The sequence below is a fragment of the Klebsiella sp. P1CD1 genome, from assembly GCF_003790505.1.
Classification (GTDB): domain Bacteria; phylum Pseudomonadota; class Gammaproteobacteria; order Enterobacterales; family Enterobacteriaceae; genus Klebsiella; species Klebsiella variicola.
The window spans coordinates 3,746,665-3,768,339 of record NZ_CP033631.1 but is presented as its reverse complement, the minus strand read 5'-3'; the positions used below and the strand labels follow the sequence as shown (position 1 = coordinate 3,768,339).

Below are 21,675 nucleotides of genomic sequence, written 5' to 3'. Positions count from 1 at the left end.
AAACTCCATGTTGTGGCGAAGGGCGCGAAGGCGCCCTTTTAAGGCTTCAGGCGCTCTGGGAAAGGTGGCTGTCTATCTTGTTCATGATGGCGTCGGCGCGCTTGACCGCATCGCTGATATTGACGCGCACGATAGTTTTCCCGGCAAAACGCTCTTCGAATTTGATGCCGATATCTTTGGTCAGAATGACCATATCGGCGGCGGCAATCTCCTCCGCCGTCAGTTCGTTTTCAATGCCAATGGAACCCTGCGTTTCAACCTTGACCTGCCAGCCTTTGGCTTTGGCGGCGCTTTCCAGCGATTCAGCGGCCATGTAGGTGTGAGCCACGCCCGACGGGCATGCGGTGACAGCGATAATGTGGGTCATAATCTGTTCCTTCCAGTCTGTTAGTTAATTTCGAAATCAAGGTCTAGTTCATCGTCAGCGGCGACGTCAGTGGGTTTCTTTTTGGCGAAGGCTTTCAGCAGGATGACGCAGGCAGCGCTGACGCAGGCGCCGACCAGCAGCGCGGCAACAAAGCCGAGCTTGCCCTGGACCACCGGCAGCACGATGAGCCCGCCCCAGCCGGCGTAACACTGGGCGCCCATCAGCGCGGCGGTGACGCAGCCGCTGGCGGCGCCAATCATATTGGCCGGAATGACGCGCAGCGGATCCGCGGCGGCAAAGGGAATCGCCCCTTCGGTCACGCCGACACAGCCCATCACCAGCGCGGCTTTGCCGGTTTCCCGCTCTTCGGCGGTGAAATATTTGCGGCCAATCAGCGTCGCCAGCCCCATGCCCAGCGGCGGTACGGCGATACCGACGGCAGCGATAGCCACCACGCTGTAGACGCCCTGCGAAACGCAAATCAGCATGAAGGCGTAGGCTACTTTGTTCACCGGGCCGCCCATATCAAAGGCCAGCATCAGACCCATAATGATGGCCAGCACCACGATGCTGCCCTCGCGCATCCCCTGCAGCCAGCCGGTCAGGTTAGCGGTCAGCGCGCCAACCGGCTCGCCAAGCCCCCACATCATGATCCCGGCGGTGATAAAGGTGCCGACGATGGGAATGATGAAAATCGGCATCACCGAGCGCAGAACTTTATGTACGGGGATTTTTTTCAGGTAATAGACCACCAGGCCGCCAATCATGCCGGCGATCAGCGCGCCGAAGAAACCGGCGCCAAAGCTGTTGCCCACCCAGGCGCCGATGGCGCAGGGGGCCAGCGCGGCGCGGTCAGAAATGGAGTAGCCGATGTAGGCGGCGAGAAAGGGCACCATCAGCGTCAGCCCGGCGACGCCGATATCAAAAAGTTTCTTCAGATTAGGGTCGGTGGCGGCATCGGGTACCGCGCCTTTGCCATACAACATGACGGAGACCGCCAGCAGGATCCCGCCGGAGACCACGAAGGGGATCATATGTGACACGCCGGTCATCAGATGCTGGCGGGTATTTTTTAGTATTTGCACCAGTTCGTTCATTGCTTGCTCCTGAGCGCTGTAGGGCCCGTGACAGTATTGATGCCTCAACATTAGAAAAAGGGCGGGGTATTAAACAGTAGAGAAAAAGTGCATTTACTGGATATTTGTAAGGTGAGAAAAGAATTGCGATCCACCTCAAATCTTAGTAGTGACAGGAGAGATGAGCGCTAACAGGGTGGAATTGTGATGGCGGGCATAAAAAAATATTGTGTGTACAATAGTCCAGTAATTGCCAGTTTTATCACCTAGTCCCTGGGGCCGTCTTTTATTACTTTTTGACGAAATAATGGATTGCTCTGGAGGAAGGCGATGGCTCTGGTCATTGAATTTACATGTGATTTGCCCAACGGCGTGCATGCGCGTCCGGCCAGTCTGGTCGAAACGCTGTGTAACCGTTTTTCATCAGCGATTGAGTGGCGGAACTTGCGCCGCGAGACCGGCGGAAATGCCAAGAGCGCGCTGGCGATTATCGGCAGCAATACCCTGAAGGGCGACGCCTGCCAGCTGCTTATCAGCGGCGAAGATGAAGCTGAAGCATTCGCCGCGTTAACGGCTTTTATGCGCGATGAATTTCCCCACTGTGACGCGCCGCTGCCCGCTGCGCCAACGCTGGATGTCCAGCCGGTGCCAGAGTCGCTTTCGCGGCTGAACCCGACGCTGTTTCATGCCCACCCGGTGTGCGCCGGCAGCGCGGGAGGGACGCTGGTTCATCTCAAATCACGCGATCTGCACGAGCTGGGCGAACTGCCCGTCGCCGCCAGTCCCGAACAGGAGCAGGCGGCGCTGGATAATGGCCTGCGCCTGCTGGTGAAAGATATCGAGCTGCGGCTGCTGGACAATGACGGCACCGCCAGCGCGATCCTGGAAGCTCACCGTTCGCTGGCGACGGATGCCTCGCTGCGCCAGCACCTGCTTGGCGGTATTCTCACCGGGTTGAGCTGCGCCCAGGCGATTGTCGCCACCGGCGACCACTTCTGCGCCCAGTTCCGCGACTCCGGCAACAGCTATCTGCAGGAGCGGGTACTGGATGTACGCGACGTTTGCTTCCAGCTGTTACAGCATATCTACGGCGAAGCCCGTTTCCCGGCGCCGGGCCAGTTGCGGGAAGCGGCCATTTGTCTTGCCGACGAGCTGACCCCCAGCCAGTTTCTGGAACTGGATAAAACGCATCTCAAAGGGCTGCTGCTGCGCAGCGGCGGCACCACCTCGCATACCGTGATTCTGGCACGCTCATTCAATATCCCTACTCTGGTAGGCGTGGATTTAGCCGCGCTGCTGCCGTGGGTGGATACGCAGGTGCAGATTGACGGCAACGCCGGGCTGCTGGTGGTGGATCCGAGTCCGGCGGTAGCGCGCTACTATCAGCAGGAGGCCTGGCTACAGGCGCAAATCCGGCAACAGCAGCAGGTATGGCTGGATAAAGCCGGGCAGACGCAAGACGGTATCCGCGTGGAGATCGCCGCCAATATCGCCCATTCGGTGGAAGCGGTGGCGGCATTCAACCAGGGCGCGCAGTCGGTAGGGTTGTTCCGCACTGAAATGCTGTATATGGATCGCCCGAGCGCGCCGTCGGAAGATGAGCTCTACAACATCTTCTGCCAGGCGCTGGAACCCGCTGCCGGGCGCAGCATTATCGTGCGGACTATGGATATCGGCGGTGATAAGCCGGTGGCCTATCTCAACATCCCTGCGGAAAACAATCCGTTCCTCGGCTACCGCGCGGTGCGCATCTATGAAGAGTATCAGGCGCTGTTTCACACTCAGCTACGGGCGATTTTACGCGCCTCGGCGCACGGCTCGCTGAAGATTATGATCCCGATGATTTCATCAATGGAAGAGATCCTGTGGGTGAAAGAGCGACTGGCGGAGGCCAAACAGTCGCTGCGCGCCGAGCAGATCCCGTTTGATGAAAAGATCCCGCTCGGCATCATGCTCGAAGTGCCGTCGGTGATGTTTATCATCGATCAGTGTTGTGAAGAGGTGGATTTCTTTAGCATCGGCAGCAACGACTTAACGCAGTATCTGCTGGCGGTCGATCGTGATAATGCGAAAGTGACGCGCCATTATAACAGCCTGAATCCCGCCTTCCTGCGCGCGCTGGACTATGCGGTACAGGCGGTGCATCGGCAGGGGAAATGGATCGGTCTGTGCGGCGAACTGGGGGCCAAAGGATCGGTGCTTCCGCTGCTGGTAGGCCTCGGTTTAGATGAATTGAGCATGAGCGCGCCGGCGATCCCGGCGACCAAATCGCGCCTGGCGCAACTGGACAGCCGCGCCTGCCGCCAGCTGCTGAATCAGGCCATGCAGTGCCGTACCTCACTGGAAGTGGAGCATCTGCTGGCCCAGTTCCGCATGCGTCAGCAGGATGTGCCGCTGGTGAGCGCCGAGTGCATTACGCTGAACAGCGACTGGCGCAGTAAGGAGGAGGTGCTGAAAGGGATGACGGATAATCTGCTTTTGGCCGGCCGCTGTCGATATCCGCGTAAGCTGGAGGCCGACCTGTGGGCCCGCGAGGCGGTGTTCTCCACCGGTCTGGGCTTTAGCTTCGCCATTCCGCACAGTAAATCCGAGCATATTGAGCAGTCGACTATCAGCGTCGCGCGGCTGGCGCAGCCGGTGATATGGGGCGATGAAGAGGCGCAGTTTGTGATTATGCTGACGCTGAACAAGCACTCGGCGGGCGATCAGCATATGCGTATCTTCTCGCGGCTGGCGCGGCGCATTATGCACGCGGAGTTCCGCCAATCTCTGGTATCCGCGGAGAGCAGCGAGGATATTGCCGACCTGCTGCGCCGCGAGCTGGAACTGTGATCTGCACACCGGCCAGCGGTGCCGGCCGGTGTGCGCTTTACAAATCCAGTACCAGGCGGCCGCCTTTGGCGCGCGAGCAGCAGATCAGCATACTCTGCTGGCTGGCTTTCTCTTCCTCGCTGTAATACTGATCGCGGTGGTCCGCTTCCCCTTCCAGAATCATCGTTTCGCAGGTGCCGCACACCCCTTCGCGGCACAGGCATTCCACCTTCGCCGCTTTGTTATTCTCAATAACCTGCAAAATGGTCATGTCCTGCGGTACGGTAAATTCGCGTCCGGAACGCGCCAGCACCAGGGTAAACGCCTCTCCGCCTTTATCCTCAACGATAAACTGCTCAAAGTGCAGCTGACTGGCGGGCACCTGATGGCGTTCGGCGGCGGCTTTCACCGCCTCGTTAAGCGCCGCCGGGCCGCAGGTATACACGTGGGTTCCGGGCTCGAGGTCGGCGAACAGGCGCGGCAGGTCGAGACGGCTGCCGAGCGCTGATACATGAACATTGACCCGATCTCGCCACGGCGCGGCGCTGAGCGCATCGACGAAAGCATTATTGTCGGCGTCGTGGAAACAGTAGTGCAGCTGCCAGTCGGCCTGCCGTTGTTCCAGTTCCGGAATATGGGACAAGAATGGCGTGATGCCGATACCGCCGGCGATCAGCAGATGTTTTCGCGCCTGTGGTTCGATGGCGAACAGGTTGTTGGGCGTGGACACCGTCAGGGTATCGCCCGGGCGCACCTGCTGGTGCATAAAACGCGAGCCGCCTTTGGAAGGCGACTCAAGACGCACCGCAATCTGCCAGCTGGTGGTATCCAGCGGCGAGCTCATCAGCGAATAGGCGTTACTGTAGCGCTGCTCGCCATCCTGCATCTGGACGATAATATGGCTGCCGCCGCTGAATCCCGGCAGCGGGGCGCCGGTCGGCGACACCAGCGTAAAACGCTTCACCTGGGCGGTGATCTGTTCAACATCGCGAACGATCGCCTCAAACATTTGATAATCAGACATCGCTGAACTCCATCAAAAATCCCGGCGTGGCCAGCGCCGCCGCCGGGAGAGGACATTTACAACCCCTGGCAGAGATACTTCATCTCCAGGTAATCTTCGATTCCGTGTTCCGACCCTTCGCGGCCAAGGCCGGACTGCTTCACTCCGCCAAATGGCGCGACTTCGTTGGAAATCAGCCCGGTATTGATGCCGACCATCCCGTATTCCAGCTGCTCGGAGACGCGCCAGATACGGGCGGCATCGTTGCTGTAAAAATAGGAGGCGAGACCGTAGATGGTGTTATTCGCTTGCTCGATGACCTGCTGCTCATCGTCAAATTTCACCAGCGCGGCCACCGGGCCGAAAATCTCTTCCTGCAGCAGCAGTGACCCCGGCTGTACGTCGCCGATAACCGTAGGGGTGAAGAAATTACCGCCCAGTGGGTGCGCTTTACCGCCGGTTAACAGCGTTGCGCCGCGGGTCAGGGCGTCGTCGAGCAGGGACTGGACTTTGCGCCCGGCGTCGGCGTTGATAAGCGGGCCAATCTGCACACCGGACTCGTTGCCATCGCCCACTTTCAGGGCGGCGACGCGGGCGACGAATTTATCGCAGAATTGGTCGTAGACGGCGCGATGAATATAGAAGCGATTGACGCAGACGCAGGTTTGCCCGGCGTTGCGGAACTTGGCGATCAGCGCTCCTTCGACCGCTTTATCGATATCGGCATCGTCAAAGACGATAAACGGCGCGTTACCGCCGAGCTCTAAAGAGAGCTTTTTGATGGATTCCGCGCACTGGCGCATCAGTACGCGGCCAACTTCGGTCGAGCCGGTAAAGGAGAGTTTACGCACCCGCTCATCGCCGGTGAACACCGCGCCAATTTCGCGCGACTGGCCGGTAACGACGTTAATGACGCCCTGCGGGATCCCGGCCTGATTCGCCAGTTCCGCCATCGCCAGCGCGGTAAACGGCGTTTCGTTAGCCGGCTTAATCACCATCGTGCAGCCAGCGGCCAGCGCCGGGCCGGCCTTACGGGTGATCATCGCCACCGGGAAGTTCCACGGGGTGATCGCCGCGCAGACGCCCACGCCCTGGCGGATCACCATCAGGCGTTTATCCGCGCCAGGGGAGGGGATTATTTCGCCGTTGGTGCGTTTGCCCTGTTCGGCAAACCACTCGATAAACGAGGCGGCATAGGCGATTTCGCCTTCGGCCTCCGCCAGCGGCTTGCCCTGCTCGGCGGTCATGATCTGCGCCAGCGCGGTTTTGTTTTCGAGGATCAGGCGGTGCCAGTTTTTCAATAGCGTGGCGCGCTGAGCGGCGGTTAATGCGCGCCAGGCCGGCAGCGCGGCCGCGGCGGCCTCCACGGCCTGCTGCGCTTCCGCCCGACCCATATTAGGGATCTGGCCGAGCGCCGCGCCGGTGGAAGGATTGCTGACGGCAAGCGTCGTGCCGTCGGCGGCGTCGCGCCAGCTTCCGGCAATCAGCGCCTGCTGGCGAAACAGATCTGAGTGAAACACGGACATAGCAAACTCCTTCAACGATTACGGCTGGAACACCTGGGCCACCAAATTGTGGAAATGGGCGATACCGTGCTCGGAGATACCGCTGCCGCTGTTATCCGCCATAATGCGTCCCTGGCCGCGATAGCCGCGGGACTTCAGCCCCTTCTGCACGCTTTCCACCAGGCGTAAATCTTCCGGGCGGAACACGTCGCGATACCACTCAATCAGCGCTTTCTGATCGTCAGTCAGCTCTTCGTTGGTGAAATAGATGTCGTAATTCTGCAGAGTGGTCTCTTCATCCACCGGGAATTCATAGATCACGGTCATCATGCCCTTGATCGGCGTCACGTTGAACATGGTGCACGGCCATAGCCAGAAACCGTGGAACGCGGCTTCGGTACCTTCTTCGAATTTAAACGACTGCTCGGACGGCTTGGCGAAGCCATACTGCAGCGTCCATTTGCCGTGCATGGTGTGCCAGTAACGGTCAACCTGTACGGAATCCGAGAAGCCCGGGTGCGCCGGGCCGCAGTGGTAACATTCCAGATAGTTATCGACGATATTTTTCCAGTTCGCCGGGGTGAGAGTGGTAAAGCGCGCTGCCAGTTTCAGGTCATGCACGTCCGGGCAGGCTTCCAGCACTTTGTCCTGCAGGCCCGGCAGCTGCGTTTCCACGCTCTCCGCTTGCGGGTTCATATTGATAAACACAAAGCCGGCATACTCTTCCAGGCGAACCGGCACCAGCGTTGCCTTTTCGCTATCGAAATTCGCCACGTTTTCGCAGTTGCGGGCGTGGGCGAGATTGCCGTCAAGCTTGAAGGCCCAGGCGTGATAGGGGCAGGTAATCACGTTTTTGGCTTTACCTTCACCGCTCAGCAGCTGGTGGCCGCGGTGCGGGCAGACGTTATAGAAAGCGCGCAGAATATTGTCGCGGCCGCGGACGATAACGATATTTTCGCCAATGATCTCCCGGGTGATGTAGTCGTTCGGCCGGGCGACCTCGCTGCCGTGGGCGACGCAAATCCAGCTATTGGCGAAGATGCGCTCTTTCTCGTGCTCAAACGCCTGGCTGTCGGTATAAAAACGGGCCGGAATGGTCCAGGCATCCTGCGGATTGGCGCAAAAGTTAATCGGCAGAGTAAAGTCAGGGCTCAAATTGCTCATGTAAGGTCACCTTGTGATTATTGTCAGTAAGAGGTTTTACAGCGACTGGCCGTCGCCTTTGAGTACCGTGCCAACCGGTAGCGTCTCGGCTTTAATCATTGGCTCGGGCGTATGGGTTTCTATCTGATTGACCGGCACGTGGGCGTAGTCCTGTTTTAGCCAGCGCACGAAGCCGCCGGTTTTAATCAGTAAAATGGCCAGGAATGGTAGGGCGGTCAGCACCACGGTGGTTTTCATGGTCTCAAGCGAAGCGCCGGTAAACAGAATCGATAGCGGGATGAGGGTGATCACCACGCACCAGAACAGGCGCATGCCGCGATCCGGATCGTCGCCTTCGCGCAGGTTGCGGGTGCTGGTCGCTGCCATGGTGTAGGCCACCGCATCCATGTGCGAGGCGAGGAAAACAATCATCACGAACAGATAGGCGGCGAGGAACAGCTTACCTGCCGGCAGCGACATCAGGACCTGCTGGACGGCGGTTTCGCCGCCGAGAGTCTGCATCACCTGCGGTACGTTAATCACGCCGTTAACGAACTGGTGCATGGCGTAGCTTTCCATCACCCCAAAGAAGAACCAGCAGCCGGCGGTGCTACCAAGGAGCAGTCCCCATATCACCTCTTTGATTTTGCGCCCGCGGGAGACGCGGGTGACGAACATCGCCACGCCCGGAGTATAGGAGATCCACCACAGCCAGTAGAAGACGGTCCAGTTGCGGGTAAAGGCGCCGTCGCCGAGGGGATCGGTAAACAGACTCATCTGCAGGAAGTTCTGAGTCGTCAGGCCGACGGCGTTAATGATGTTATTGGTGATGAATTCGGTCGGACCAACCAGTAATACCACCAACGGCAGCAGAAACGCCCCCCAGCCGACCATTTTGCTCAGGCGCTGCAGGCCGTTGTTGATGCCAATCCACGAACTCATGCAGAAAATACCGCCGGAGAGCAGGATCACAAACGCCTGCACGGTGAAGTTATCCGGCAGCCCGGTCAGCGCTGACAGGCCGCGGGTGAAGGTGGCGGCAGTGACCACCAGCGAAATGGTTAACGCGCCGACGGTAGCGATCAGGAACATCAGATCGACCAGACGGCCCCAGAAGCCCTGCGGACTCACTCCGGTGATCGCTGAAATGATCCCGGAGAGGCTGAGGCCTTTATTTTTCCGCACGTGGAAGTGATAGGCCATGATCAGCGAAGCGAGAGTGTAGGTCGCCCAGGCGCTAACCCCCCAGTGGAAGAAAGAATAAGGGATGCTGTATTCCAGCGCTTTCGGCGATTGCGGAGCAATGTTCAGGCCCGGGGTCTGGTAGTAATAAGCCCATTCGGCAACGCCCCAGTACAGCGTGGAGGAGCCGAGCCCGGCGCAGATAAACATAAACAGCCATGAGAGGGTACTGTATTCGACTTTGCCTTCGCCGAGACGGATATTGCCGTATTTGCTGGTCGCCAGATAGAGCACCAGTCCCAGCGCCAGCAGCACCAGTACCTGTACCGTGGAACCCAGCAGGCGGGTCACGCCGTTAAAAATCGAATCAGCCGCCTGCGCGGTTTGCTGCGGGAAGAGACTTAATGTAGCGGCGATGAAAACAATGGCCGCCAGGCTGATGGCAATCAGCGGCACATCTTTTTTCTTTACGTTGCTCAACATGGGTGATCTCCTGGGCATGATTGCCCGTCGGTGGCTTTAGCCTGTCGTTGTTATCACGCTGTAGGGTCAAGGTTCGTAGCAAAAGCTATTAACAATCGGATTATTTCTTCGTTACATGAATTAAACAATTGGCCGTTTCGTGAAGCAATAAAACACGGAACGGAAATAATAAAAGGTGAATTGGCGCAGGTTCTGTCCTTTCAGGAATAATAAAGTTCACCGCTGTGATGCGGTCCACTTGTCAATCGTGGGGGATTCTGCATAGCGAAAAGAGAGGGGAGTTGGAGGACCAGGCGCGCGGGTTTTCCCGGGTAGCGGCTGCGCCTTACCCGTGCTTGCTACTCGCGGTGTCGTTTTTTTGTCGGGTGGCGGCTAACGCCTTACCCGACCTACGGTCCGTGCCATTGCGAGCTTAAGATCACTACCTTGTCCCTATGGCTACTGAAACTGCCGGTGTTGGCGGCCTCAACATCGCTGAGACGTTCCCTGCAGGCCGGGGCAGCCCGCAGGGATGCGGGCTGAGGGCCGTGTTTTTACATTATCGTGCCTTTTGTAGCCCCGGTAAGCGCCGCGCCACCGGGGAGCGGCGGGGTAATTACGCCAAAACGGCTTTGCAGATAGCGTCGCTGACCTGTTGCGTTGATGCGCTGCCTTTCATATCCGGGGTTTTCGGCCCGCTGGCAATCACCTGCTCAATCGCCGCCAGGATGCCGTTGTGCGCGGCGTGATAGCGCGCATCGCCGTTGCCGAGGAAATCGAGCATCATCGCCCCGGCCCACACGGTGGCGATCGGGTTGGCGATATTTTTACCGTAGATATCCGGCGCGGAGCCGTGAACCGGCTCGAACAGCGACGGGAAGGTGCGCTCCGGATTGAGATTGGCCGACGGCGCAATACCGATTGTGCCGGTACAGGCCGGGCCGAGATCGGAGAGAATATCGCCGAACAGGTTGGAGCCGACCACCACGTCGAAACGCTCCGGCTGCAGCACGAAGCGGGCGCACAGGATATCGATATGCTGCTTGTCCCAGCGAATATCCGGATAGTTTTTGGCCATCTCTTCCACCCGCTCATCCCAGTAGGGCATGCTGATCGCCAGACCGTTGGATTTGGTTGCCGAAGTCAGCGTTTTGCGTGGGCGGCTTTGCGCCAGTTCGAAGGCGTAGCGCAGGATCCGGTCCACGCCGCGGCGGGTAAAGACCGACTCCTGAATCACCACTTCATGCTCGGTGCCTTCATTGGCGCGCCCGCCGAGGGCGGAATATTCGCCTTCGGTATTTTCGCGCACCACGTAAAAATCGATATCGCCGGCCTTTTTACCCGCCAGCGGGCAGGGGACGCCGGGGAACAGACGCACCGGACGCAGGTTGACGTATTGGTCAAACTCACGGCGGAACTTCAGCAGCGACCCCCACAGCGAAATGTGGTCGGGAACGGTATCCGGCCAGCCGACGGCGCCGAAGTAGATGGCATCGAAGCCCTGCAGCTGCTCGCGCCAGTCGTCCGGCATCATCTTGCCGTGATGGGCATAATATTCGCAGCTTGCCCACTCCATCTGCTCGAAGCTCAATGACAGATCCCAACGCTGTGCGGCGGCTTGCAGCACGCGAATCCCTTCAGGCAGAACTTCTTTGCCAATTCCGTCACCCGGGATGGCGGCAATACGATAGGTTTTTTTCATTCCGGTTCTCACTTTTTAGCGATGATGTTTGACCACCTGCCTATCCTATAATTGACTGGTTCATAATTAATCACGCTAACTGGTGAAACATAAAACACAGATCATGAATAATCTGCCGCTGCTAAATGATTTACGCGTCTTTATGCTGGTCGCTCGCCGGGCCGGGTTCGCCGCCGCCGCCGTAGAGCTTGGCGTATCACCGGCGTTCGTCAGCAAGCGGGTTTCGCTGCTGGAGCAAACCCTGAATGTGGTGTTGTTGCACCGGACCACCCGCCGGGTCACCATCACCGAGGAGGGGGAGCGGATCTACGAATGGGCGCAGCGCATTTTGCAGGATGTCGATGAGATGATGGACGAACTTTCCGACGTACGTCAGGTGCCGCAGGGAACGCTGCGTATTATCAGTAGCTTCGGCTTTGGTCGCCGGGTGGTGGCCCCGGCGCTGTCGGCGCTGGCCCTTCAGTACCCGCAGCTGGAACTGCGTTTCGATGTCCAGGACCGGCTGGTGGATTTAGTCAATGAAGGGGTGGATCTCGATATTCGCGTGGGCGATGATATCGCGCCGAATCTGATTGCCCGCCAGCTGGCGGCCAACCACCGCGTGCTCTGCGCCTCGCCGCAATTCCTTGCCCGCCATCCACCGCCGAAACAGCTGAGCGATCTGGCCGCCTTACCCTGCCTGGTGATTAAAGAACGCGATCATCCGTTTGGCATCTGGCAGTTGCACAGCAAAGAGGGGCAGCATGCGATCAAGGTGACCGGGCCGCTGTCGTCCAACCATGGTGAAATTGTGCATCAGTGGTGTCTGGACGGGCAGGGGATTGCGTTACGTTCATGGTGGGACGTCCGGGAGAATATCGCCAGCGGCCATCTGGTGCATGTGCTGCCGGAATTCTTTCAGCCTGCCAACGTCTGGGCAGTCTATGTCTCCCGGCTGGCGACGTCGGCTAAAATTCGCACCACCGTGGAGTTTCTGCGCCACTACTTTCAGCAGCACTATCCGCAGCATGAGCCGACGGCCAGCGCCGTCGGCAGAGGCGATTAAACCCCAAGGCGGTCGCGCAGGCTGTAGTAGGCCGCGCCCATGGCGGTAAAAGGAATGCGCAGGCTGCGGCCGCCCGGGAACGGGTAGTGCGGCAGTTTGGCGAAGGCGTCGAACCGCTCGGCGTCGCCGCGCAGCAGCTCTGAAATCAAGCGTCCGGCAAGGTGGGTACAGGTCACGCCGTGGCCGCTGTAGCCCTGCATGTAGTAAATATTGTTATCGAGACGGCCGAACTGCGGCATCCGCGACAGGGTCAGCAGGAAGTTGCCGGTCCAGCGGTAGTCAATTTTCACCCCCTGCAGCTGCGGGAAGGTTTTCAGCAGCTTCGGCATAATCAGCCGCTCCACGTCGTCCGGATCGCGCGCGCCATAGACCACGCCGCCGCCGTACAGCAGACGGTTGTCGCCGGTCAGACGGTAGTAGTCCAGCAGGTAGTTACAATCTTCCACACAGTAGTTTTTCGGGATCAGCGAGCGGGCGACCTCTTCCGACAGCGGAGCGGTCGTGACCACCTGGGTGCCACACGGCATGCTGCGTTTCGCCAGCTCCGGCTCCAGTTTATCGCCAAGATAGGCGTTGCCGGCGACGATCACGTAGCGTGCGGTGACCTGGCCGCGCGCGGTGCTGACCACCGCCGGGCTGCTGTGCTGGATGCGGGTGACCGGCGACTGCTCATACACCCGGCCGCCGTTCAGACGAATGGCGTCCGCTTCGCCGATGGCGAGGTTCAGCGGGTGAATATGGCCGCCGCTGTGGTCAAGCAGGGCGCCGACGTAGCGGTCGCTGTCCACTTCACGACGAATGGCCTCTCTGTCCAGCAGCTCCAGTTGGGTGTTACCGTAGCGTTCCCAGTTGGCTTTCTGCTCTTCCAGGGTTTCCAGCTGCTTATGGTTCATCGCCACGAACAGGCCGCCCGGGCGGTAATCGCACTGGATCTGGTAGCGCTGGATGCGCTCGCGAATAATATCGCCGCCTTCGAACATCATGCTGCCGAGCATTTTGGCCGCATCCGGGCCGTAGTTCTTCTCAATGACGTCGATATCGCGGCTATAGGAGTTGACCAGCTGACCGCCGTTGCGGCCGCTGGCGCCGAAGCCGATGCGCGCCCCTTCCAGCACCACCACGTCGTAGCCCATTTCGGCCAGATGCAGAGCTGAGGAGAGGCCGGTGTAGCCGCCGCCGACGACGCAGACGTCACAGTTGATGGATCCCTCCAGCGTCGGGAACGGTTCATACTTATTGGCGCTGGCGGCGTAGTAGCTAGTGGTATGTTCAGTCATGATCAAGACTCCAGGGCAATCCAGATGGTTTTCAGTTCGGTGAATTTTTCCAGCGCGTGCAGCGATTTATCGCGCCCGTTGCCGCTCTGCTTGTAGCCGCCGAACGGAACGGTCATATCACCATCGTTATAGTTGTTGACGAAGACCGAGCCAGCCTTCAGGCGACGGCTCATGCGGTGGGCGCGTGACAGATCGCGGGTCCACACGGCGGCGCCGAGACCGTAGTCACTGTCATTAGCAAGCTGCAGCGCCTCTTCTTCGCTTTTGAAGCGCGTGACCACCAGTACCGGACCGAAGATCTCTTCCCGGCTGAGGGTCGATGCCGGGTCGACGTCAACGAAAATGGTCGGGCCGACGGCGGCAGGCCACGGATTTTTCCGTCCGTCGAGGAACAGCGTGCTTTTGGCTTCGCCACCGCGGATAAAACTGTGCACGTTGTCGGCATGGGCGTTATCAATCAACATGCCCATGGTGGTGTCCGGATCGAGCGGGTTACCCGGCTGCCAGTGTTGCGCCTGCGCTTTCAGCAATGTCAGAAATTCGTCGGCGATGCTCTCCTCCAGCAGCAGGCGGGTGCCTGCGATACACACCTGGCCCTGGTTATAGAAGATGCCGCCGGCGGTGGCGTTGACCGCTTTTTGCAGATTCGGGCAGTCGGCGAAAACGATGTTGGCGCTCTTGCCGCCCGCTTCCAGCCATACGCGCTTCATATTGCTGTCGCCGGCGTCTTTCAGCAGCTGCTTGCCGGTACGGGTGGAGCCGGTAAAGGTAATGACTTCAACATCAGGATGCAGGGCCAGCGCCTGTCCGGCCTCGTGGCCAAAGCCGCTGACCACGTTCAACACGCCGTCCGGCAGGCCGGCCTCTTTCGCCAGCCCGGCCAGACGCAGGGCGGTGAGCGGCGATTTTTCTGAGGGTTTGAGGATCACGCTGTTGCCCGCCGCCAGCGCCGGACCGAGTTTCCAGCAGGCCAGCAGCAGCGGGAAGTTCCACGGCACCACCGCGGCGATCACGCCAATTGGTTCGCGAACGATCATCGCCAGCTCGTTGCTGCCGGTGGGCGCGACTTCGCCATAGACTTTATCCAGCGCCTCGGCGTACCAGCGAATGGCGCGGGCGGCGCCGGGAATATCATCGCGCAGGCTGTGGCGGATCGGTTTGCCGGTATCCAGCGTTTCGAGCAGCGCCAGCTCTTCACAATGGGTTTCCATCAGGTCAGCAAAGCGAGTGAGAACCGCTTTACGCCGGGCCGGAGAGGCCTGCGACCAGTCGCCGTTATCAAAAGCCTGGCGCGCGGCCTTCACCGCCCGTTCGACGTCGGCTTTTTTACCGCGGGCGACCTGCGCTAATGTCTGCTGCGCGGCAGGGTCGATAGTTTCAAAGGTGGTATTATCGGCCGCGGCGCAATATTCGCCGTTAATAAATAAGCGCGTTTCAATGGCCAGGTTTTTCGCTTTTTCCTGCCAGTAAGCCAGGTGCTGAAAATTCATCATGACTCCTTAAAAACATTATCGGCACATTAATCAGTTCGGCGTTTTCAGGCTGCACGGGGGCACTGCGCCGGGCGCAGGGCATAATGTATCCCCGGAGTTGAATACCGTTTTATTCCCCTGAATGGCGACAGGTTGTTTACAACCCGAATTATTCAGGAGCGAGTCGCCATTCACTGGCGTTAATTATTTCGGGGCCAACAGGAAATAATATTCCGTACGGCGCAGGCGTAATTACTACGATTTCTTCGCCGCGACGAAAATAGATTTTCCGCCGCGACAGGCCTGAAGAAAGCCTGAACCTCGTTCAGGCTAAATAATCAGAATGTGGTGGGGGTGTGGGCACTGATGATGCGGCAGATGCCTGCCGAGGTGTTGCTGAAGCTGTGCGGGATGCCGGTATTAATGGCATAGCTCTGTCCAGCCACCAGGTGATACGACTGACCGTTAATGGTCAGCACGATCTCACCTTCCAGTATGGTGCCTATCTCCTCACCCTGATGCTTAATTCTCTCCCCGGTCGTGGTTCCAGGCTGGTAAGTTTCAAAAATCATCGCCAGCGTACGGTTCGGATTTCCGTTATGAACCAGCTTCATGGAAACGCCCTGACTTCCCATCTCAATCAGGTCATCCTGATTAATGACCACCTGGGGTTCGTCCGGCTTTTCGGGTTCAGAAAAGAATTCCGAGAGCGACAGCCCATAGACTTTCAGCAGCTTTTGCAGCGTACTGATGGCAGGACTGACTTTGTCCTGCTCTATGGTGCTGATGGCACTATGTGTCAACCCAGACAGTTCGGCGGCACGACGCTGTGAGAGACCCAGCTGTTGGCGGATCTCTGACAGACGTTTCCCTGGCGCCAGTCCGTCATCGCTCATATTTGCATTTCCTTAACGGTAGTGGTCAGCGCCGCCGCTTTTCAGCATGATGGCCCTGACAGGCGGTGATAAAACCATCAAACAACATACGCGACAGGGCGTATTCGCTACTGTTCCATTCAGGATGCCACTGTACGCCCAACGCGAAAGGATGATCGTTCACGCTGACCGCTTCCACCAGTCCATCCGGCGCTCGCGCCTCCACGCGCAGCTGCGGACTCAGGGTTTTTGCCCCTTGCCCATGTAGCGAGTTTACCCAAAACGTGTTGCAGCCCGGTATCAATTGCGACAGCAATCCTCCTTCCTGAACCTCAACCTGATGGGACGGCGCATACTGCTGCTCGACGGGCAGTTCAGGATCTTCACGATGTTCAAGGAGCTCAGGCTGCTCGAACAGACGACGATACAGAGTCCCGCCGGTGGCGACAACCAGTTCCTGCAGTCCACGACAGATGGCGAAAATGGGGATGCGCCTTTCGAGCGCGGCGTTAATCAGCGCCATGCTCAGAAGATCACGCCCGGGGTCGGCGTCAGGCTCATCGCCGTTTTCACCATAAAGGTGCGGCTGCACATTACTGGGGCTGCCTGGCAGGTAAATCCCGTCCAGTTTATCGACTAACGCGTTCAGCAGCTCCGGCTCCGCCAGCGCATGCGGCAGGGCGATCGGCAGTCCGCCGTGGTTAACAATGGCATTCAGGTACTTTTCTTGCAGAGTCTGGGTCTGGTGACCCTTAAGCCTGTTTCTACACATCACGACGCCAATAACTGGCTTGTACATTATATTTTCCATGATCGCCCTCACAAAGTGGACTAAATTATGACCGCTATAGCGGGTTTAACGGCCATATCGTTCAATATTTTCTCAATCTAGCAGTGGAAATAGCCCTTTGCAAACTTAATTTAACATTTGACAAACAATTTATTTGCATACACAGTCGATGGGGTGGACATTATATTTAACGGTCTGAGCACAGGACCGAAACCCAACCAACGGCGGTGAATCATGGAAACCAATATCGTAGAAGTTGAGAACTTTGTTCAGCAGACGGAAGAGAGACGGGTCAGCGCGTTCGCGAAAGAAGTGAAGCGCTACCTCGAAACCTACCCCGATACCCAGTATGTCGATGTCCTCCTTACCGACCTGAACGGCTGCTTCCGCGGCAAGCGCATTCCGGTTGCCGGCCTGAGCAAACTGGAGAAAGGCTGTTATTTCCCGGCCTCGGTGTTTGCAATGGATATTCTTGGCAATGTGGTGGAAGAGGCCGGCCTGGGTCAGGATATGGGCGAACCGGATCGCAGCTGCATTCCGGTACCCGGCACCTTAACGCCTTCGGCGGCTGACCCACAATCGATAGCCCAGGTACAGCTGACCATGGTTGATGAAGATGGCGCTCCCTTTGACGTTGAGCCGCGGAACGTACTCAACCGCCTCTGGCAGCAGTTGCGCCAGCGCGGGCTGTTCCCCGTGGTAGCGGTAGAGCTGGAGTTCTATTTACTGGACCGCAAACGCGACGCCGAAGGCTACCTCCAGCCGCCGTGCGCGCCGGGCACCGACGATCGCAACACCCAAAGCCAGGTCTACTCCGTCGATAACCTGAACCACTTTGCCGACGTGCTTTATGACATCGACGAGCTGGCCAAACTGCAGCTGATCCCCGCCGACGGCGCGGTGGCGGAAGCCTCGCCGGGCCAGTTTGAAATCAACCTTCACCATACCGATAACGTGCTGGATGCCTGCGATGATGCGCTGGCGTTAAAACGTCTCGTGCGTTTAATGGCGGAGAAGCATAAGATGCACGCCACTTTTATGGCGAAGCCTTATGAAGAGCATGCGGGCAGCGGGATGCACATCCACATCAGCATGCTGAACAATAAAGGGGAAAACGTGCTGGTGGACGGCGACGGGGAAGACTCTGTGCTGCTCAAACGCGCGCTGGCCGGGATGATCGATCTGATGCCGGCCTCGATGGCGCTGCTGGCGCCGAACGTGAACTCGTATCGCCGCTTCCAGCCGGGGATGTACGTCCCGACGCAGGCTTCGTGGGGGCATAACAACCGCACCGTGGCCTTGCGTATTCCGTGCGGCGAGCGGCAGAACCACCGCGTCGAGTATCGCGTGGCGGGGGCGGACGCCAACCCGTATCTGGTGATGGCGGCGATTTTTGCCGGCATTCTGCACGGGCTGGATAACCCCCAGCTGCCTTTGCAGGAAGAGGTGGAAGGTAACGGTCTGGAACAAGAGGGCCTGCCGTTCCCGATCCGCCAGAGCGATGCGCTGTGGGAGTTTATGCAGAACGATCATCTGCGCGAGCGCCTCGGTGAGCGTTTCTGCCACGTTTTCCATGCCTGTAAGCATGATGAATTACTGCAGTTTGAGCGTCTTATCACAGAAACCGAAATTGAGTGGATGTTGAAAAACGCCTGATGGTCGCCCCGCGAGGGGCCCATGAGTTTGGTAATCAGTAGCATCTACGGCCTGAGCGGAGCCTGGTCGTCCTTTTTGCTGGGAGCCCAGCCATTTCCCGGATGTCGCGTTAAGGAGCGCAGGCGGCAACGGGGCTTCAGTTAACGACACAGTGTGTGACGAGGAAATGAGATGATGCAGATGTTCAAATATCCGCAGGGAGAGGGAGGCCGCTCAGGCCGCATGGAATGCCAGCCAGCTACCGCTCACCGGTCCGTCTTACCCTTTTATCTATGCCTTACCCCTTTGCTAAGCAGGTTTGTCACGCGGACGTTGGGTCCGCAAACTGTTAACAGCAAGGGGGGAATGGGCGATGGCTATTAATCTTCCTGCGCATAACGCCGCTCAGGCGGGCAGACCACGCCTGCGTAAATCCCTCAAACTCTGGCAAGTGGTGATGATGGGGCTGGCCTATCTGACGCCGATGACGGTGTTTGATACCTTCGGCATCGTCTCCGGCATCAGCAATGGCCACGTACCGGCGTCTTATCTGTTGGCGCTGGCCGGGGTGCTGTTCACCGCCATCAGCTACGGCAAACTGGTGCGTCAGTTCCCGGAAGCCGGTTCCGCCTATACCTACGCGCAAAAATCCATCAGTCCGCACGTCGGTTTTATGGTCGGCTGGTCGTCGCTGCTCGATTATCTGTTTCTGCCGATGATCAACGTCCTGCTGGCGAAGATCTATCTCTCGGCGCTGTTCCCGGAGGTGCCGCCATGGGTGTGGGTGGTCACCTTTGTCGCCATTCTGACCGCCGCGAACCTGAAAAGCGTTAACCTGGTGGCCAACTTCAACACCCTGTTCGTGCTGGTGCAGATTTCGATCATGGTGGTGTTTGTCATTCTGGTGGTGCAGGGGCTGCACAAAGGCGAGGGGGTGGGGACCGTCTGGTCGCTGCAGCCGTTTATCAGCCAGAATGCGCATCTGATCCCGATTATTACCGGCGCGACGATTGTCTGCTTCTCGTTTCTCGGTTTCGACGCGGTGACCACGCTGTCGGAAGAGACCCCTGACGCCGCACGGGTGATCCCGAAAGCGATTTTTCTTACTGCGATGTACGGCGGCATTATTTTCATCGTCGCGTCGTTCTTTATGCAGCTGTTCTTCCCGGATATTCATCGCTTTAAAGACCCCGATGCCGCGCTGCCGGAGATTGCGCTGTACGTGGGCGGCAAGCTGTTCCAGTCGATTTTCCTCTGCACCACCTTTGTTAACACCCTGGCATCGGGCCTGGCCTCGCATGCCAGCGTCTCCCGTCTGCTGTACGTGATGGGCCGCGACAACGTCTTCCCGGAGCGCATTTTTGGCTATGTGCATCCGAAATGGCGTACCCCGGCGCTGAACGTGATTATGGTGGGTATTGTCGCGCTGTCGGCGCTGTTCTTCGACCTGGTGACCGCCACGGCGTTGATCAACTTCGGCGCGCTGGTGGCGTTCACCTTCGTAAATCTGTCGGTGTTCAACCACTTCTGGCGGCGCAAGGGGTATAACAAAACCTGGAAGGATCGGCTGCACTATCTGCTGTTGCCGATGGTCGGCGCGTTGACGGTGGGCGTGCTGTGGATCAACCTCGAGGCCACCTCGCTAACGCTCGGCCTGGTGTGGGCGGCGCTTGGCCTGCTGTACCTGGCTTACCTGACCCGACGCTTCCGTAAACCGCCGCCGCAGTTCGATGCCACCAAAGCGGAGCAGGCCTGGGAGTCATAAACGTTTGATGCTGCGATTGAACCAAGGCAGGCCCACAGGCCTGCCTTGGTTTTTGGTTCGGTAAGGGACAGTACAGGACGGTAAAGAAATCAGCAGAAAACGGCGGGGAACGGAAGGTATTATTTCTTCTTTTTATGGACAGGTAACTGACTGGCGCGCCGCTCTTTGAGGTACGACACCAGGCTGTAGATGGCGACGCCCAGCAGCGCCACCGCGACGATAAAGAGAATAAGACCCGACATAGACCAACCTAATATTCTGTTTAGAAAGGGAAAAAGATACAGGGCTCTGTTTGAAGATAACATCGGGATATGTCTGAAAGATGACGCCTCATCGCGAGAATATCCGGCGGCGGGGTTGTGATAAAATATTTCCCGCAGGAATGTGACCGCCCGGGTTTCACCTGAAAGGATGTAACACTCCGTTAAGTGATTTTACAGAAGTGCGGCGTACAGCGGGTTACGCTGACCGCGAATAAGAACGATCTGAGAGTCAGTCATGTATAAGAAATCCCTCAGCCTGCTGGGCGTGGTGCTGGCGCTGTCTGCCTTTGCCAGCCAGGCTGAAAGTGAACGTCAGGCGAGCCGCGAGCAGATCGTGGAGCAGGTCCTCAAGCCGTGTGAAGGCAAAAAAGCGGGCGATAAGGTGGTGATCACCGATCGCCGCGGCGGCGAGCACGAGGCCATTTGTACCCTGACGGCGGTTCCGCTACCGGAGTAACCACCGCCGCGAGGTGCCGGTTAGCGATACCGCGGCGCCGGTTCCCCGGTTCGTGCGGTGGTAAACAGCGCCAGCCTGGCCTGCTCGTAGGTATCCCACAGTGTCAGGTCATGAACCGGCGGTAACGTGACCTTTTCCCCCATCTCCAGCCCCCTGAGGGCGGCGTCCACCAGATCTTCTGTGGTCATCACCGTGCCGGTGGGCAGGGCGTTCAACGCCACGCCGGAGGTCGGCCAGAGATCGGTGGCGGTCGCCGCCGGCAATACCGCCTGAATACGCACGCCGCTGTCGGCAAACTCATCCTGCAGACCGCGGGTGAAGCTCAACACCCAGGCTTTACTGGCGCTGTAGACCGCGCTGCCCGGCAGCGTATGTAGCGCGAGGATGGAGGCAATATTAATGAGCGTTCCCCGGCGTCGGGGGGCGAAAGCGGCCAGCGCGGCATAGCTCAGGCGCAGCAGCGCCGTGGTGTTGAGCGTGTGAATCGCCTGGTGCTCCCGCGGCGTACTGGCGAGAAACCCCGCCATTTTCGCGGTGCCGGCGTTGTTAATGAACAGGTCGATGGCGGGATCCTGCTGCAGACGCTGCTCTACGGCGGCAATCCCGTGCTCTTCGCTAAGATCGGCTTTGAGGATGCTGGCCTGGATGGCATACCGTGACTGCAGCTGGTCGGCGAGCGCCTGCAGCCGGTCTTCACGGCGGGCCGCGAGGATCAGATTGTAGCCGCGGGCGGCGAGTCGTTCGGCATAGATCGCGCCGATACCTGAGGACGCGCCGGTGATAAAAGCAGTGTGCGATGGTTGGGTCATGAGAATTGCCTCGTAAAAGGTTGCATTATTAAACCA

Annotated in this window: 18 protein-coding genes; 5 read left to right on the top strand and 13 right to left on the bottom strand. The window is 58.6% G+C overall.

Annotated elements, in window-relative coordinates:
- Positions 1-46: 46 nt before the first annotated feature.
- Both DTA24_RS18855 and DTA24_RS18850 read right to left on the bottom strand, forming a co-directional pair.
- On the bottom strand, positions 47-367 hold the full coding sequence (locus tag DTA24_RS18855; protein WP_004179264.1) for a PTS fructose-like transporter subunit IIB: 321 nt from the start codon (positions 365-367) through the stop codon (positions 47-49).
- 20 nt (positions 368-387) lie between these two features.
- A complete protein-coding gene (locus tag DTA24_RS18850; protein WP_008805917.1) occupies positions 388-1,464 on the bottom strand; it encodes a PTS fructose transporter subunit EIIC in 1,077 nt (358 codons plus the stop codon).
- 309 nt (positions 1,465-1,773) lie between these two features.
- Here DTA24_RS18850 and ptsP point away from each other — a divergent pair, with 309 nt between their 5' ends.
- A complete protein-coding gene (ptsP, locus tag DTA24_RS18845; protein ID WP_022065194.1) occupies positions 1,774-4,275 on the top strand; it encodes a phosphoenolpyruvate--protein phosphotransferase in 2,502 nt (833 codons plus the stop codon).
- A 37-nt stretch (positions 4,276-4,312) separates the two neighbouring features.
- Here ptsP and DTA24_RS18840 read toward each other — a convergent pair whose 3' ends face one another.
- The 5 genes from DTA24_RS18840 to DTA24_RS18815 all read right to left on the bottom strand — a co-directional run bounded on the left by DTA24_RS18840 (position 4,313) and on the right by DTA24_RS18815 (position 11,251).
- Positions 4,313-5,278 carry a PDR/VanB family oxidoreductase gene (locus DTA24_RS18840; protein ID WP_008805919.1) on the bottom strand — a complete coding sequence of 322 codons (966 nt, stop codon included), beginning with the start codon at positions 5,276-5,278 and terminating at the stop codon, positions 4,313-4,315.
- A gap of 56 nt (positions 5,279-5,334) precedes the next feature.
- The gene (locus tag DTA24_RS18835; RefSeq protein ID WP_086631554.1) at positions 5,335-6,783 is read right to left on the bottom strand and encodes an NAD-dependent succinate-semialdehyde dehydrogenase; all 1,449 of its coding nucleotides are present in this window, start codon (positions 6,781-6,783) and stop codon (positions 5,335-5,337) included.
- 18 nt (positions 6,784-6,801) lie between these two features.
- Positions 6,802-7,926 (bottom strand): carnitine monooxygenase, oxygenase subunit YeaW, encoded by a 1,125-nt coding sequence (gene yeaW / locus DTA24_RS18830; protein WP_012968597.1) that lies wholly within the window; start codon positions 7,924-7,926, stop codon positions 6,802-6,804.
- Between the two features lie 36 nt (positions 7,927-7,962).
- On the bottom strand, positions 7,963-9,570 hold the full coding sequence (locus DTA24_RS18825; protein WP_004201469.1) for a BCCT family transporter: 1,608 nt from the start codon (positions 9,568-9,570) through the stop codon (positions 7,963-7,965).
- Positions 9,571-10,165: 595 nt separating this feature from the next.
- Positions 10,166-11,251 (bottom strand): tartrate dehydrogenase, encoded by a 1,086-nt coding sequence (locus DTA24_RS18815; RefSeq protein WP_123837022.1) that lies wholly within the window; start codon positions 11,249-11,251, stop codon positions 10,166-10,168.
- An 82-nt stretch (positions 11,252-11,333) separates the two neighbouring features.
- Here DTA24_RS18815 and DTA24_RS18810 point away from each other — a divergent pair, with 82 nt between their 5' ends.
- Positions 11,334-12,296, top strand: a complete 963-nt coding sequence (locus DTA24_RS18810) for a LysR substrate-binding domain-containing protein (protein ID WP_164481346.1) — start codon at positions 11,334-11,336, stop codon at positions 12,294-12,296.
- Here the strand turns inward: DTA24_RS18810 and DTA24_RS18805 are convergent.
- The 4 genes from DTA24_RS18805 to puuD form a co-directional block, all read right to left on the bottom strand.
- Positions 12,293-13,573 carry an NAD(P)/FAD-dependent oxidoreductase gene (locus DTA24_RS18805; protein WP_008805924.1) on the bottom strand — a complete coding sequence of 427 codons (1,281 nt, stop codon included), beginning with the start codon at positions 13,571-13,573 and terminating at the stop codon, positions 12,293-12,295. The two genes, DTA24_RS18810 and DTA24_RS18805, sit on opposite strands and share 4 nt — an antisense overlap.
- A gap of 2 nt (positions 13,574-13,575) precedes the next feature.
- Positions 13,576-15,063: an aldehyde dehydrogenase PuuC gene (gene puuC / locus DTA24_RS18800; RefSeq protein WP_117114548.1), complete on the bottom strand. Its 1,488-nt coding sequence runs from the start codon at positions 15,061-15,063 to the stop codon at positions 13,576-13,578.
- Positions 15,064-15,383: 320 nt separating this feature from the next.
- On the bottom strand, positions 15,384-15,941 hold the full coding sequence (gene puuR / locus DTA24_RS18795) for an HTH-type transcriptional regulator PuuR (RefSeq protein WP_002898590.1): 558 nt from the start codon (positions 15,939-15,941) through the stop codon (positions 15,384-15,386).
- Between the two features lie 25 nt (positions 15,942-15,966).
- Positions 15,967-16,719: a gamma-glutamyl-gamma-aminobutyrate hydrolase gene (puuD, locus tag DTA24_RS18790; RefSeq protein WP_162494428.1), complete on the bottom strand. Its 753-nt coding sequence runs from the start codon at positions 16,717-16,719 to the stop codon at positions 15,967-15,969.
- Positions 16,720-16,944: 225 nt separating this feature from the next.
- Between puuD and DTA24_RS18785 the strand changes: the two genes are divergently transcribed.
- Positions 16,945-18,366 (top strand): glutamine synthetase family protein, encoded by a 1,422-nt coding sequence (locus DTA24_RS18785; protein ID WP_008805927.1) that lies wholly within the window; start codon positions 16,945-16,947, stop codon positions 18,364-18,366.
- Between the two features lie 352 nt (positions 18,367-18,718).
- Positions 18,719-20,110 carry an APC family permease gene (locus DTA24_RS18775; protein WP_008805929.1) on the top strand — a complete coding sequence of 464 codons (1,392 nt, stop codon included), beginning with the start codon at positions 18,719-18,721 and terminating at the stop codon, positions 20,108-20,110.
- Between the two features lie 119 nt (positions 20,111-20,229).
- Here the strand turns inward: DTA24_RS18775 and DTA24_RS18770 are convergent, their stop codons facing one another.
- Positions 20,230-20,352: a small membrane protein gene (locus DTA24_RS18770; protein WP_002898600.1), complete on the bottom strand. Its 123-nt coding sequence runs from the start codon at positions 20,350-20,352 to the stop codon at positions 20,230-20,232.
- A 256-nt stretch (positions 20,353-20,608) separates the two neighbouring features.
- Between DTA24_RS18770 and DTA24_RS18765 the strand changes: the two genes are divergently transcribed.
- Positions 20,609-20,830: a hypothetical protein gene (locus tag DTA24_RS18765; protein WP_008805930.1), complete on the top strand. Its 222-nt coding sequence runs from the start codon at positions 20,609-20,611 to the stop codon at positions 20,828-20,830.
- 20 nt (positions 20,831-20,850) lie between these two features.
- Here the strand turns inward: DTA24_RS18765 and DTA24_RS18760 are convergent, their stop codons facing one another.
- Complete coding sequence (locus tag DTA24_RS18760; RefSeq protein ID WP_094284868.1) at positions 20,851-21,639, bottom strand: SDR family NAD(P)-dependent oxidoreductase; 789 nt, start codon at positions 21,637-21,639, stop codon at positions 20,851-20,853.
- Positions 21,640-21,675: the final 36 nt, after the last annotated feature.

Excerpts from the sequence above, each read along its gene's own strand:
- DTA24_RS18855 (WP_004179264.1), bottom strand. The coding sequence starts at position 367 with ATGACCCACATTATCGCTGTCACCGCATGCCCGTCGGGCGTGGCTCAC.
- DTA24_RS18850 (WP_008805917.1), bottom strand. The coding sequence starts at position 1,464 with ATGAACGAACTGGTGCAAATACTAAAAAATACCCGCCAGCATCTGATG.
- ptsP (WP_022065194.1), top strand. The coding sequence starts at position 1,774 with ATGGCTCTGGTCATTGAATTTACATGTGATTTGCCCAACGGCGTGCAT.
- DTA24_RS18840 (WP_008805919.1), bottom strand. The coding sequence starts at position 5,278 with ATGTCTGATTATCAAATGTTTGAGGCGATCGTTCGCGATGTTGAACAG.
- DTA24_RS18835 (WP_086631554.1), bottom strand. The coding sequence starts at position 6,783 with ATGTCCGTGTTTCACTCAGATCTGTTTCGCCAGCAGGCGCTGATTGCC.
- yeaW (WP_012968597.1), bottom strand. The coding sequence starts at position 7,926 with ATGAGCAATTTGAGCCCTGACTTTACTCTGCCGATTAACTTTTGCGCC.
- DTA24_RS18825 (WP_004201469.1), bottom strand. The coding sequence starts at position 9,570 with ATGTTGAGCAACGTAAAGAAAAAAGATGTGCCGCTGATTGCCATCAGC.
- DTA24_RS18815 (WP_123837022.1), bottom strand. The coding sequence starts at position 11,251 with ATGAAAAAAACCTATCGTATTGCCGCCATCCCGGGTGACGGAATTGGC.
- DTA24_RS18805 (WP_008805924.1), bottom strand. The coding sequence starts at position 13,573 with ATGACTGAACATACCACTAGCTACTACGCCGCCAGCGCCAATAAGTAT.
- puuC (WP_117114548.1), bottom strand. The coding sequence starts at position 15,063 with ATGAATTTTCAGCACCTGGCTTACTGGCAGGAAAAAGCGAAAAACCTG.
- puuR (WP_002898590.1), bottom strand. The coding sequence starts at position 15,941 with ATGAGCGATGACGGACTGGCGCCAGGGAAACGTCTGTCAGAGATCCGC.
- puuD (WP_162494428.1), bottom strand. The coding sequence starts at position 16,719 with ATGTACAAGCCAGTTATTGGCGTCGTGATGTGTAGAAACAGGCTTAAG.
- DTA24_RS18785 (WP_008805927.1), top strand. The coding sequence starts at position 16,945 with ATGGAAACCAATATCGTAGAAGTTGAGAACTTTGTTCAGCAGACGGAA.
- DTA24_RS18775 (WP_008805929.1), top strand. The coding sequence starts at position 18,719 with ATGGCTATTAATCTTCCTGCGCATAACGCCGCTCAGGCGGGCAGACCA.
- DTA24_RS18770 (WP_002898600.1), bottom strand. The coding sequence starts at position 20,352 with ATGTCGGGTCTTATTCTCTTTATCGTCGCGGTGGCGCTGCTGGGCGTC.
- DTA24_RS18765 (WP_008805930.1), top strand. The coding sequence starts at position 20,609 with ATGTATAAGAAATCCCTCAGCCTGCTGGGCGTGGTGCTGGCGCTGTCT.
- DTA24_RS18760 (WP_094284868.1), bottom strand. The coding sequence starts at position 21,639 with ATGACCCAACCATCGCACACTGCTTTTATCACCGGCGCGTCCTCAGGT.